This is a genomic window from Caenimonas koreensis DSM 17982 (genome assembly GCF_009646335.1).
Lineage (GTDB): Bacteria > Pseudomonadota > Gammaproteobacteria > Burkholderiales > Burkholderiaceae_C > Ramlibacter > Ramlibacter koreensis.
Window position 1 is genome coordinate 127,903 of sequence record NZ_WJBU01000003.1, and the last position, 12,223, is coordinate 140,125.

At 64.1% G+C, this 12,223-nt stretch carries 11 protein-coding genes; 8 read left to right on the forward strand and 3 right to left on the reverse strand.

Translation table 11 applies throughout. The features are described from left to right. Positions 1-12 precede the first annotated feature (12 nt). Positions 13-1,074, reverse strand: coding sequence for a Druantia anti-phage system protein DruA (locus GHT07_RS04245; protein WP_323740792.1), 1,062 nt, complete (start codon positions 1,072-1,074; stop codon positions 13-15). Positions 1,075-1,387: 313 nt separating this feature from the next. Beyond that, positions 1,388-2,035: a pyridoxamine 5'-phosphate oxidase gene (pdxH, locus tag GHT07_RS04250; RefSeq protein WP_153583814.1), complete on the reverse strand. Its 648-nt coding sequence runs from the start codon at positions 2,033-2,035 to the stop codon at positions 1,388-1,390. Positions 2,036-2,159: 124 nt separating this feature from the next. Between pdxH and GHT07_RS04255 the strand changes: the two genes are divergently transcribed. Together GHT07_RS04255 and GHT07_RS04260 are read left to right on the forward strand one after the other, a co-directional pair. Beyond that, positions 2,160-3,332, forward strand: a complete 1,173-nt coding sequence (locus tag GHT07_RS04255; protein ID WP_153583815.1) for a hypothetical protein — start codon at positions 2,160-2,162, stop codon at positions 3,330-3,332. 25 nt (positions 3,333-3,357) lie between these two features. After that, positions 3,358-3,924, forward strand: a complete 567-nt coding sequence (locus GHT07_RS04260; protein WP_153583816.1) for a nucleotidyltransferase family protein — start codon at positions 3,358-3,360, stop codon at positions 3,922-3,924. Between the two features lie 9 nt (positions 3,925-3,933). Here the strand turns inward: GHT07_RS04260 and GHT07_RS04265 are convergent, their stop codons facing one another. Further along, entirely contained in the window at positions 3,934-5,046 is a 1,113-nt protein-coding gene (locus GHT07_RS04265; protein ID WP_153583817.1) for a helix-turn-helix domain-containing protein, read from the reverse strand. A 175-nt stretch (positions 5,047-5,221) separates the two neighbouring features. Here GHT07_RS04265 and GHT07_RS04270 point away from each other — a divergent pair, with 175 nt between their 5' ends. Genes GHT07_RS04270 through GHT07_RS04295 form a run of 6 tightly spaced genes read left to right on the forward strand, consistent with a single transcriptional unit; the run spans position 5,222 to position 12,109 of the window. Continuing rightward, entirely contained in the window at positions 5,222-5,695 is a 474-nt protein-coding gene (locus GHT07_RS04270; protein ID WP_153583818.1) for a (2Fe-2S)-binding protein, read from the forward strand. Between the two features lie 19 nt (positions 5,696-5,714). Continuing rightward, positions 5,715-8,087: a xanthine dehydrogenase family protein molybdopterin-binding subunit gene (locus GHT07_RS04275; RefSeq protein WP_153583819.1), complete on the forward strand. Its 2,373-nt coding sequence runs from the start codon at positions 5,715-5,717 to the stop codon at positions 8,085-8,087. A gap of 20 nt (positions 8,088-8,107) precedes the next feature. After that, a complete protein-coding gene (locus GHT07_RS04280) occupies positions 8,108-8,902 on the forward strand; it encodes an FAD binding domain-containing protein (RefSeq protein WP_153583820.1) in 795 nt (264 codons plus the stop codon). 33 nt (positions 8,903-8,935) lie between these two features. Next, positions 8,936-9,832: an AAA family ATPase gene (locus GHT07_RS04285; protein WP_323740793.1), complete on the forward strand. Its 897-nt coding sequence runs from the start codon at positions 8,936-8,938 to the stop codon at positions 9,830-9,832. A 1-nt stretch (position 9,833) separates the two neighbouring features. Beyond that, entirely contained in the window at positions 9,834-11,027 is a 1,194-nt protein-coding gene (locus tag GHT07_RS04290) for a vWA domain-containing protein (protein WP_153583821.1), read from the forward strand. A 23-nt stretch (positions 11,028-11,050) separates the two neighbouring features. Further along, positions 11,051-12,109 carry an XdhC family protein gene (locus GHT07_RS04295; protein ID WP_153583822.1) on the forward strand — a complete coding sequence of 353 codons (1,059 nt, stop codon included), beginning with the start codon at positions 11,051-11,053 and terminating at the stop codon, positions 12,107-12,109. Positions 12,110-12,223: the final 114 nt, after the last annotated feature.

Here is a 12,223-nt window from a genome sequence, read left to right on the forward strand (position 1 = left end):
AAACTGGGGCGTTCAGGAGATGGCTGCGAGCGTTTGTTCAATCAGAATACGTTCGTCGCCGTTGGACCAGTGCGGGAAGCGCTGGGCGCGGGGCACTGCCCAGCGCTCGATCCAGAACTCTGAGTAATCCTGGACCGAAAGCCTCTCGGGATTGCCTGGCTCTCCGCCAGACATCCCACTTTCTAGATCTTCAACCAACCGATAGAGGAACACTTCGCGCTGCACGCCATGCCGCAGCATGTCGCTGCCCAGGCCGAGTCGGTTTAGTGCAGTGACGATGTTTTGCCATCTAACCTTCGGGCCGGTGCCGAACCCACCGTTGTTGTACTCGCCTGTCATCTCCAAATATGCGCGAATGCCATCGTAAAGATGCTCAAGATGCAGCGTACCAAAGCCGAGGGTGCTACCTATCGGCTCCGCGAGCAGGCGGTTCTTGTATTTGAGCCGGTTGTACATTGAGCTTCGACCGAACGCACTGGTTGTGGTGACCGCCACAAGCGGCTGACGAATCAACTTGTTTTCCATCTCCGTCTTCTTGCCAGCGTATTGTGTCCAGTAAGCCTCTCGCACGGCGTCCGTTGCAATCAGTCCCGCAACCAACTTGCCACCAAGGAGGTAAGAGTACGGCGGGATTGCTCCGACAGCGTAGGCGTCCATCGTGCTGTTGACAAGCTCCAGCTTGCGCTGCTTCGGGTATTGGAACAGCATGTCTCTACACTGGAGGTCTGCCGGAGGGGACTGCAACCCGATGATCCCGATGACTGCCTCATGATGCGCATCGAAAACCACAAATCGCAGTCGCCGTCCATAGCCTTTGTTGTATGGCATCGACCAGAGCGCACGAACAACGCCGAAAATTTCGCCCCACTCGGTGTCTTGCGAAGCGAGCTTTAGAACGGGCCGGATCTTATTCGGATCAATCTCATTGCCAATCGCAAACATCGCCCGATGCTTTACGAACGCAGCGCGGACGCGCTTACCAGGCACTCCAGGTTGGAGCTGTTTGGCTCGCCCATGTAGGGCACGCAGATAGTCCTTGTCATCCTTTGCGGTTGCCGCGTCGAATTCTTTCACTGCCGCAAGAATTGAGTTGCGCAGGACTACCCCAGCCTTCTGCACGCCAGAAGGCAAGTGGACGACTTTGCCACCTGCCCGATTGTTTGGGCGTGGGGGGGCTTTGTTTGCGACTTTCGGCATCAGGCAACTATTCGGGACAGGACATCAGATCATTGAAGCTTTGCAGGATACATGTCACAGCTCAGGACTTCGAACGTTCCGGATAAGCATGTATGACATTAAGCGACTTGAAGGCGAATGGTTTGATCTAAGAGCCGAAGACCTCTTTAGATGCAACGCGAATTGAGCGTGGAGCCGATTTAGAGTCAACCTACGGTGCGAGTCGCTCGCGCACCCAGCTGCCACCCTGCAATGAATAGCGCAGCCTGTCATGCAGGCGGCTGCGGCGCCCCTGCCAGAACTGCCACTGGTCCGGCACGAGTCGGTAGCCGCCCCAATGCGGCGGGCGCGGCGGGTTGAGCATGAACTGCGCGCCGAACTTTGCCGCGTTGGTCACCAGCACTGTGCGGTTCGGTATCACCTGGCTTTGCGGGCTGGCCCAGGCGCCGATGCGCGAGTCGAGCGGGCGGCTTGCGTAGTAGGCATCACTTTCTTCATCGCTGACTTTTTCAACGCGCCCCTCGATGCGCACCACACGCTCGAGCTCAACCCAATGGAACTGCAGAGCGGCAAACGGATTGCCCGCCAGCTCGTGGCCCTTGCGGCTGTCGTAGTTGGTGTACCAGACGATGCCGCGCTCGTCATAGCCCTTGATGAGCACGACGCGCGTGCTCGGCCGCAAGTTGCTCGCCACGGTGGCCAGCGTCATCGCATTGGGTTCGGGCACCTTCGATGCAATCGCTTCGTCCAGCCATTTCGTGAACTGGTCAAGCGGGTTGGATGCAGATGCGTCTTCGCTCAGTTCGGCGCGCTCGTAACTCTTGCGCAGGTCAGCCAAGTCTGTGGATGGGGTGGTCATGCGGTGATTGTGTCAGGGCGCCCGGCGAGGCGCCCCGGGCCGTGGGCTTCCCCCTCATGTCGGGGGGATTACGCTGGCCTGTTGTTTGCGTAGCATGGCGGTGGTCACTTCCGGGAGACGTGCCATGACTTTCCAGATCGCAGCCGGTTGGTTGATTCGTGGATCGCGCCGTGTGGGCGCGGCTGTGGTGGCAGCTGCGCTGCTGGTCAGCTGCGGCGGCGGTGAGCCGCAGCCTGCGCCAACGCCCACGCCACAGGCCACCATCAGCACACTGCGTGCAAAGGCCAAGGTGCTGGCGCAAAGCGCTTCAACCGCTTCGCTGGCCGAGCAGCTGTTCGACCTGGCCGAGACTGCTTACCCCGGCATCTTCAGCACGCACGAGTCCACCCACGCTTTCTACGGCTTCTACTACCGCTACTACCCGGCCACCGGCGTGTATCTCGGCGTTGTGTACGACGCTGGCTATGGCTTTGAGCTCAACGGCGTGTATGCCACGGGTGGCATTTTTGGCGGTGGGTTCACCTACGGCGGACCGCTCACGAACTTTGTCTCAGCGCCGCCCCCGGTGCCACCGATGCAAGTCGGCACCTTGCCATTCAGCCTGGTTTACGCGGCCACGAGTTTTGGCATTGACTCTCGCTCGACGCCGGCCACCTACGCGTCAGACAACACACTGTCTGCCTACAACTTCAGCGTGTCCGAGTCGCCGCAGATCGGCACGCTCACCAACGTGGAAACAGAAGGCACGCAAACCGTACAGATCGGCCGCTGGACCAACGGCACCTTCGCGGGCCGCTTCTACAGCCTGGTGGACAGCACGCATTCGCTCTCGCTCAATGCCAACCAGGGCTTCCACTACGCCATCACAACCGTGCCCGAGAAGCTGCCTTGCAGCGGCAGCAAGACTTACACGCTTGCCGCCGCCACGCACCCCACGTTTGACGATGGCTCGGTTGCGCCGGGCACGCTGGACCAGATCACCGCAACCGTCACGTTCAACGGCGCGTCAGCGCCCACCGTGGCCGTGAGCGGCAGCCTGACCATTGATGGCGCCGCGCGCACGTTCTCGGGCACCGAGGCCAACACGTTCAACAACACCTTCGCCATCACCGCGATGACGTCGCAGACGGCGGGCATCAGTGGCGGGCAGTTGCGCGGCGCCTTTGGCGGCGCCGATGCAGCGCAGCTCGGCGTCGTGGTGTCCGGCCTGCGCGCCAACAGCAGCCCGTTCACCAAGCAGGTGTACGTCGCGGCGCGCCTGGCGCAAACGCAAAGCACGTCGGTCGCCTGCAACTGAGCGCGATGCGGCAAGATAGCGGGCGATGAATGCGCCCACTGTCCTTGTCCTTGCATCCGGCCGCGGCGAGCGGTTCACGGCCTCGGGCGGCGTGGGCTCGAAGCTGCATGCCTTGATCGATGGCGTGCGTGTGATCGACCGCACGCTGGCAGCAGTGCGTGCGAGCGGCTTGCCCTATCACGTGGAGGACGCGGGCCATGCCGGCATGGGCGACTCGATTGCCGCCGCCGTGCGCGCGACGCGCGATGCGAATGGCTGGCTCGTGGTGCCCGCTGACCTGCCGTTGATCCAGCCGGTTTCGTTTGTGGCGGTGGCGGCGGCGCTCGCGTCGCATCCGGTGGTCGTGCCGTTTTATCGCGACACGAAAGGCGACACCAAAGGCGAATCAAAAGGCCACCCCGTGGGGTTCGCCCGGTCGTGCATTGACGAGTTGCTAGGCGTCAGCGGCGAGGAGGGCGCTGCCAGCGTGGTGCGTGCCCACATGGCTCGCGGCGATGTGCATCGGCTTGCGCTTGACGACATCGGGGCGGTGACGGATATCGACACGCTGGCCGATATCGACAGGGCGTTGCAGCTGTTGCGGTCGCAGTGACCGGGCAGCTCACCCTTTTTGCGACAGCTTCCGGTAGACCGTCGCGCGGCTGATCCCCAGCATTTGCGCCGCCTTCGCTACATTGCCGCGCGTCTGCGCCACGGTCTTGCGGATCAGCGCAATCTCCACATCGCGCAGCGGCGCGCTCGATGCCGGCCTGCCGGGCGCAGACGGCATCACCAGCAGCCGCAGGCCGGACCACAGCGGCATCTCTAACGGCGCCGCTTCTGTCGCCTGCGCCGCGTGGTCGAACAACGTCTCCCACGCCTGCGCAAATATCTCGCTGCAATGCAGGGGCGCACCACCGCTGTCTCGTGCGAGTTGCGGAATCAATTCGCGCGCCGCCTGGTTGCCGCCCTGCACCCAGCCATCGCCATCGATCGCCAGCAAACCGTCGTCTTCTGCGCCAAGCTCGCGCCCCGGCCAGTTCAGCCGCAGCAGCAAGCGGTGCGCGCCGCCAAGCAGCACCGCGTTTTCAATGCTGCGTGCTGATTGCGCGACCAGGTGCTTGAGCTCGGGCCGCTCGATCGCGTCGATGCCCGTCAGGTCGAGCATGCCTATGCAGCGGCCATCCGGCCCGAACAGCGGCGCGCCCGCGCAGCTGTAGCAACTCGTGTCGTCGAAGAAGTGCTCGCCGCGATGCAGCCATACGGGATGCAGCTCTGTCAGCGCGGCGCTAATCGCCGTGGTGCCCACCGCGTGCTCCGACAGGTCGACGCCGATGCGCGTGATGAGCGATGCGCGGCGGTCGCTGCGGTCAATATGGCCTTGCGCGTCGATCACGATGCCTTGCTCGTTCGTGAGGATCGCGAAGTAGCGGGTGTTGGCGATGGCGCGCCCCAGCCGTTCGAGCACGGGCCGCGCGGCTGTGACGAGTATGTGGTTCGCTTCTTCGACGCGGCGCAATGCTTCATGCGGAACCGCGTCAAAGCCGACTCGCTGGTGCGGCAGCAAGCCGCCATCGAGGCAGCGCCGCCATGAGCGCTCGATCCAGGCGTTGTCGTACCAGCTGCGTACCACCGCGTCTGTCATAGACACGCCGCCGGTGAATACGGCTCGCCGTGCCTGCTCAATCTGCAGCAGGCGCGCGCGATCCGGTGCGGCGGTGGCGCTCGGTGTCATGCTTTGTCTCCTGTGTCCGCAGTGTGTCAAAACGTGCGGCGCGAGGCCATTGTTCCATTTTGAGAATTTCCTGTCAGCGTATCAGGCGCACTAGGGTTTCGCCTAGGAGCGGGGCTGCGGCTGGGTTCAACAATGCCCTTCCCATACCCGGGAACCGCCCTCAAGGAGACAAGGCATGCAAGTGCAATTCAAGGTGAACGGACGGGCCGCGACGGTCGACGTCGAGCCCAATACCCTGCTCGTTCACGCCCTGCGCGAACACCTCAAAATGACCGGCACCCATGTCGGCTGCGACACCGCCCAATGTGGCGCGTGCACCGTCATCGTCAACGGCCGCTCGATCAAGGCGTGCAATACGCTGGCCGTGCAGCACCCCGGCGCCGAGATCACCACCGTCGAAGGCCTCGCGCAGGCCGACGGCACGCTGCACCCCATGCAGGCTGCCTTCAAGGAGTGCCACGGCCTGCAATGCGGCTTCTGCACACCCGGCATGTTGATGAGCGCCGTGGACCTGTGCGCGCGTAACCCGAATGCCAGCGAAGCTGAAATCCGCGAAGGCCTGGAGGGCAACATCTGCCGTTGCACCGGCTACCAGAACATCGTGCGCGCCGTGCAGATGGGCCAGCAGTCCATGTCGGCCAAAGCCTGAAGCGAACAAGGAGAACAAAATGGGTGCATCCGACTTTGCCAACCTGCCGCACATCGGCGAATCCGTCCGCCGCAAGGAGGACTACCGCTTCATTACCGGCGCGGGCCAGTACACCGACGACATCAACCTGCCGAACCAGCGCTACGCCGTGTTCGTGCGCTCGCCGTATGCCCACGCGACGATCAACAGCATCGACACTGCTGCGGCCTCGGCGATGCCGGGCGTGGTCCACATCTTCACGGGCAAGGACCTTGAAGGAAAGATGGGCGGCCTGCCTTGCGGCTGGCTGATCACCAGCACCGACGGCCAGCCCATGAAAGAGCCGCCGCACCCCGTGCTGGCGCTGGGCAAGGTGCGCTACGTGGGTGACCAGGTTGCGATGGTCGTGGCCGAAACGCTGGAGCAGGCGCGCAACGCGGCTGAAGCAGTCGAAGTCGATTACGGTGTGCTGCCTGCTGTCGTCGATGTCGTCGACGCGAAAGGCGCCACTGCATTGCACGACGCCGCGCCGGACAACCATTGCTACAAGTGGGCGCTCGGCGACAAGGCCGCGGTGGACGCTGTGTTTGCAAGCGCTGCGCACGTCACGAAAATCTCGCTCACCAACAACCGGCTGATCCCCAATGCGATGGAGCCGCGTGCGGCCATCGGCTCGTTCAGCCGCGCCAACGACGAGTACACGCTCTACGTCTCCAACCAGAACCCTCACGTCGAACGCCTGCTGATGACAGCGTTTGTGCTCGGCCTGCCCGAACACAAGGTGCGCGTGATTGCGCCTGACGTGGGCGGCGGTTTCGGCTCGAAGATTTTTCTGTACGCGGAAGACGTGGCGCTGACGTGGGCAGCCAAGCAGCTGAACTGCGCCATCAAGTGGACGGCCGATCGCAGCGAGTCATTCCTGACTGACGCGCATGGCCGCGACCACGCGAGCACTGCCGAAATGGCGATGGACAAGGACGGCAAGTTCCTGGCGATGCGCGTGCACACCGACGCGAATCTCGGCGCCTACCTGTCGACGTTCTCCACCGCCGTGCCGACGATTCTTTACGCGACGCTGCTGGCGGGCCAGTACACAACGCCGATGATCCACGTGGAGGTCGATGCGTGGTTCACGAACACGGCGCCCGTGGACGCGTATCGCGGCGCGGGCCGGCCCGAAGCCACCTACCTGCTGGAGCGCCTGGTGTCGCGCTGCGCATGGGACTTGGGGCTGGGCCAGGACACGATTCGCGAGCGCAACTTCATCAAGAACTTCCCTTACCAGACGCCGGTGGCGCTGCAGTACGACGTGGGTGACTACCAGGCTGCGATGGACAAGGCACGCGACCTTGCTGATGTGGCTGGCTTTGCGGCGCGCCGCGCAGCGAGCGAGGCCAAGGGTCTGCGCCGCGGCCTTGGCTATTCAAGCTACATCGAAGCGTGCGGCATTGCGCCGTCGAACATCGCAGGTGCACTTGGTGCGCGTGCGGGCCTGTTCGAATGCGGCGAGATTCGCGTGCATCCCACAGGCAGCGTGACGGTATTCACCGGCTCGCACAGCCACGGCCAGGGCCACGAGACGACGTTTGCGCAAGTGGTGGCGGCGCGGCTGGGCATCCCGGTCGAAAACGTGGATGTGGTGCACGGCGACACGGGCCGCGTGCCGTTCGGCATGGGCACCTATGGCTCGCGCTCGATCAGCGTGGGTGGCGCCGCCATCATGAAGGCGCTCGACAAGATCGAGTCGAAGGCCAAGAAGATCGCCGCACACCTGATGGAAGCGGGCGACGCCGACATCGAGTTCAAGAACGGCGAGTTCACCGTCAAGGGCACGGACAAGAAGATCCCGTTCGGCCAGGTGGCGCTCACGGCTTACGTGCCGCACAACTACCCGCTCGACAAGCTCGAGCCGGGCCTGAATGAGACAGCCTTTTATGACCCGGTGAACTTCACGTTCCCGGCGGGCACGTACATCTGCGAAGTCGAAGTGGACCCGCAGACAGGCGTGGTGCGCATCGACCGCTTCAGCGCGGTGGACGACTTCGGCACCATCATCAACCCGATGATTGTTGAAGGCCAGGTTCATGGCGGGCTGGTGCAGGGCATTGGCCAGGCCATGATGGAAAACTGCGTGTACGACAAGGAGAGCGGCCAGCTGCTCACCGGCTCGATGATGGATTACGCCTTACCGCGCGCCGACGACCTGCCGCAGTTCAAGCTGGGCACCGTGTGCACGCCGTGCACGCACAACCCGCTGGGCACCAAGGGCTGCGGTGAAGCAGGCGCGATTGGCTCGCCGCCTGCCGTGATCAACGCCGTGCTCGATGCGCTGCACCCGCTTGGTGTGACGGAACTCGACATGCCTGCATCGCCCTCGCGCGTGTGGGAAGCGATTCGCGCCCAAGCCCGCTGAACAAAGAAGGAGAAAAAACCATGTACGCATTCACCTTCGAACGTCCTTCCAGCACCGCTGATGCCAGCAAGCTGCTCACCAACGCCAGCGCGAAAGCGCTGGCGGGCGGGCAGACGCTGCTCGCCTCGATGAAGCTGCGGCTGGCCAGCCCCGAGACGCTGGTCGATCTGGGCAACCTGAGCGAGCTCACGGGCATTTGCCGCGACGGCGACAACATCGTGATCGGCGCGATGACGCGGCACGCGGATGTCGCCACGAACGCAGACGTGCTCGCGTCGATTCCGGCACTGGCCGACCTCGCCGCGCACATCGGCGACAAGCAGGTGCGCGCGATGGGCACGATTGGCGGCTCGCTCGCCAACAACGACCCGGCGGCGTGCTACCCCAGCGCCGTGCTCGCACTGAACGCAACGGTTCACACCACGCAGCGCAAGATCGCCGCCGACGACTTCTTCCAGGGCATGTTCACCACAGCCTTGAAAGACGGCGAGCTGATCACGGCCGTGAGCTTTCCCGCGACGCGCCAGGCGGCCTACATGAAGTTCCGCCAGCCGGCGTCGCGCTTTGCGCTGATCGGCGTGTTCGTCGCGAAGACGGCGACCGGCGTGCGCGTGGCCGTCACCGGTGGCGGGCAGGGCGTGTTCCGCCACAAGGCGCTGGAAGCAGCGCTGGCGTCGAGCTTCACGCCAGCGGCGGCAGCGGCCGTCAAGATCGACTCCGCTGGCTTGTCGTCCGACATGCATGCCAGCGCCGACTACCGCGCCAACCTCATCAGCGTGATGACACAGCGGGCGGTTGCCAAGGCCATGGGCTGAGCGCGGCGAAAGTCGCCGTGGTATATCTGCCCAGTGCCTGAATCGATCGACGCCCTCCAGCAATCGCTGGCCACGGTCGGCTACTTTGCCGACCGCCGCCTTGCCACCGCCGTTTACCTCGCCCTGAAGCTGCAGCGCCCGCTGCTGCTCGAAGGCGAGCCCGGCGTGGGCAAGACCGAACTTGCCAAAGCGCTCTCCGCCGTGCTGTCGCGCGACCTGCTTCGCCTGCAGTGCTACGACGGCCTGGAGCAGCGCGAGGCGCTCTACGAGTGGAACTACGCAGCGCAGTTGCTGCACATGCGCGCCTTTGAGGGCCGTGTGGAAGCAGACGAGGTGGAGCGCGAGGTGTACCAGGCGCGCTACCTCATCCGCCGCCCGTTGCTGCAAGCGTTGCAGACGCCATCGCCCGGCGCGGTGCTGCTCATCGATGAAGTGGACCGGGCGGACGAGCCGTTCGAGGCCTTCCTGCTCGAGTACCTGGGCGAGTACCAGGTGAGCATTCCCGAGATCGGCACGGTGAGCGCGATGGTGACGCCGGTGACGATTCTCACCAGCAATCGCACGCGTGAATTGAACGATGCCGTCAAGCGCCGGTGCCTGTATCACTGGCTTGACTACCCGGATCGTGAGCGTGAGCTCGCCATCGTGCGCTCGCGCGTGCCGCAGGCGAGTGCGGCGCTGTCGGAGCAAGTCGCGACCTTTGTGCATCGCCTGCGCAGCCAGCCGTTTGCCAATGCATTCCAGCGCGCACCGGGCGTGGCAGAGAGCGTGGAGTGGGCCAAGGCACTGGTCGCGCTCGACACGATCACGGTCGATCCGGAAGTGGTGGCCGACACCGCCGGTATTCTTTTCAAACAACGCGAAGACGTCGCCGCCCTGACGAAGGAGCTCGCGACAGAACTGCTCGCGCCCGAGCCCGAGCCGACGTGACATGCAGCTCGGCGACTCGCGCACCGGCAAGCTCGCCGACAACATAGCGGGCTTTGGCCGCGCACTGCGGCGTGCAGGCGTGCGGATGGACAGTGCGCGCATCGCGCTCGCACAGGACGCCGCGCAGCTTGTAGGCGTTGATGAGCGATTTGACTTTGGCGCAGCGCTTGAATCCGTGATGGTCAGCCGCGAGCAAGACCGCGATATTTTTCGCGAGCTGTTCGACGTGTACTTCCGCAACCCGGATATCGCTGCCAAGCTGCTCGCGCAAATGCTTCCATCGGCTGAAGCGCGCGCAGAGCCGACCAAGCGCCGCCCGCGTGTGAGTGAGGCGCTGCTGCCGCAAAAGGCATTCGGCCAGAAAGACCGCAAGCAAGAGGAAGAGAAGATCGACCTTGATGCGGCCATGACCGCCAGCGATGCGAATGTGCTGCGGCACGCCGATTTCAATGCGCTGTCGTCGAAGGAATATGCACTCGTCGAGCGGCTCGCGCGTGAAGTCGCGTTGCCCATCCCGATGATTGCTTCGCGCCGCACACGGCCCGGTGTGCGCGGTGCTTCACTGCACTGGGGCAATACGCTGCGGCATGCAGCACGCACGGGCGGCGAGCTGATGGAACTGCGCAAACTCACGCAGCGGGAAGAAGATTTGCCTTTGCTCGTGCTGGTTGACGTCTCCGGCTCGATGGAGCGCTATGCGCGGCTGCTGCTGGCCTTCTTGCATGCGGCCACGCGCACGCACAAGCGCCGCAACGTATTTGCATTCGGCACGCACCTGACCGACTTGTCGCATGCGTTCCGTATTGCCGATACCGACGCGATGCTCGCCGCAGCCAGCGCTGCGATAGACGACTTTGCAGGCGGCACGCGGCTGGGCGAATCGCTCGCGACACTGCGCCAGACGCATGAGCGCAAGCTGGTGGGCCGCCGCACCCTTGTGTTGATCATCAGCGATGGGCTTGACACCGGCGAGCCAGCTGGGCTCGACAGTGAACTGCAATGGCTGGGGCGCCACAGCCGCAAGCTGCTGTGGCTGAATCCGCTGCTGCGCTTTGATGGCTATGCCCCTCTCGCGCAAGGGGCCGCGGTGTTGCACCGCCATGCGGACGCGATGATCGCGGTCCACAATTTGTCGAAGCTGGAAGACCTCGCCGCGCGGCTGGTGGATGTCATGAAGGCCGGGCGCAGGCCCTGAGAAGAGACGCGAAGGAGCGCCGTATGGAAAACCTCGATGTAGTGGTGTTGCGAACGTTGGCCGCCTGGCGCGCGGCGGGCAAGCGCGCGCTGCTTGCTACCGTCGTTCGCACATGGGGATCGTCGCCACGGCCCATCGGCTCGATCATGGCGCTGTGCGAAGACGGCTCGGTGGTCGGTTCCGTATCGGGCGGCTGCATCGAAGACGATTTGATCTATCGGTTCACGCAGGCCTATTCATCCAAAGAGCCAGGCCACCAGATCCCGAGTGGCCCGCCTGGCTTCGTGAAGTACGGAATAACGGCAGACGAAGCGCACCGTTTCGGCCTGCCGTGCGGCGGCACGCTGGAACTGCTGCTCGAATACGACCCCGACGCTGCATCGCTGCTCGAATTGATCGCTGCACTTGAAGCGGGCCGCCTCATGCGCCGCACCGTTCAATTGAAAGACGGCGCAGTCACGCTGGCCGACGCACCATCACCGGAAGACCTGCGTGTTGACGACAAGAGCCTTGCGAACACCTTCGGGCCCGAATTCCGCATGCTGCTGATCGGCGCGGGCCAGCTCACGGAATACCTCGCGACGATGGCGCTGTTCAGCGGGTTCGCAGTCACCGTGTGCGATCCGCGCGAGGAGTATCGAGGCGCGTGGAGTGTTGCCGGTGCGAAGGTCGTGAGCGACATGCCCGACGACGTTGTCATCGCCTTCAAGCCTGACGCCCGCACCTGCGTGATCGCGTTGACGCACGACCCGAAGCTCGATGACCTGGCCTTGCTCGAAGCGTTGAAGACCAATGCGTTCTATGTCGGCGCAATAGGCAGCCGCCGGAACAACGCGGCTCGCCACGATCGAATGAAAGAGCACTTCGACCAGACCGATGAGGACCTGAAGCGCCTGCACGGCCCCATCGGCATCTACATCGGCAGCAAGACCCCGCCCGAGATCGCAGTGAGCATCATGGCCGAGGTACTGGCTGTGAAGAACGGTGTGACGCTACCGCGCGATATGGAAGTGGCGCAGGCGAAGAACCTTCGCGCTGTGGTTGAGAATGATCCGGGTGTGCTGGTCTGCGGGACGCGGTAGTTGTTCGCTCTCGTGTTCGATTCTGTTCAGGGCGGTGGGGCGGGGGGGGGGGGGGGGGGGGGGGGGGGGGGGGGGGGCGCCCCCCCCCCCCCCCCCCCGCGCGGGGGGGGGGGG

Excerpts from the sequence above, each read along its gene's own strand:
- pdxH (WP_153583814.1), bottom strand. The coding sequence starts at position 2,035 with ATGACCACCCCATCCACAGACTTGGCTGACCTGCGCAAGAGTTACGAG.
- GHT07_RS04260 (WP_153583816.1), top strand. The coding sequence starts at position 3,358 with ATGAATGCGCCCACTGTCCTTGTCCTTGCATCCGGCCGCGGCGAGCGG.
- GHT07_RS04280 (WP_153583820.1), top strand. The coding sequence starts at position 8,108 with ATGTACGCATTCACCTTCGAACGTCCTTCCAGCACCGCTGATGCCAGC.
- GHT07_RS04275 (WP_153583819.1), top strand. The coding sequence starts at position 5,715 with ATGGGTGCATCCGACTTTGCCAACCTGCCGCACATCGGCGAATCCGTC.
- GHT07_RS04290 (WP_153583821.1), top strand. The coding sequence starts at position 9,834 with ATGCAGCTCGGCGACTCGCGCACCGGCAAGCTCGCCGACAACATAGCG.
- GHT07_RS04255 (WP_153583815.1), top strand. The coding sequence starts at position 2,160 with ATGACTTTCCAGATCGCAGCCGGTTGGTTGATTCGTGGATCGCGCCGT.
- GHT07_RS04295 (WP_153583822.1), top strand. The coding sequence starts at position 11,051 with ATGGAAAACCTCGATGTAGTGGTGTTGCGAACGTTGGCCGCCTGGCGC.
- GHT07_RS04270 (WP_153583818.1), top strand. The coding sequence starts at position 5,222 with ATGCAAGTGCAATTCAAGGTGAACGGACGGGCCGCGACGGTCGACGTC.
- GHT07_RS04265 (WP_153583817.1), bottom strand. The coding sequence starts at position 5,046 with ATGACACCGAGCGCCACCGCCGCACCGGATCGCGCGCGCCTGCTGCAG.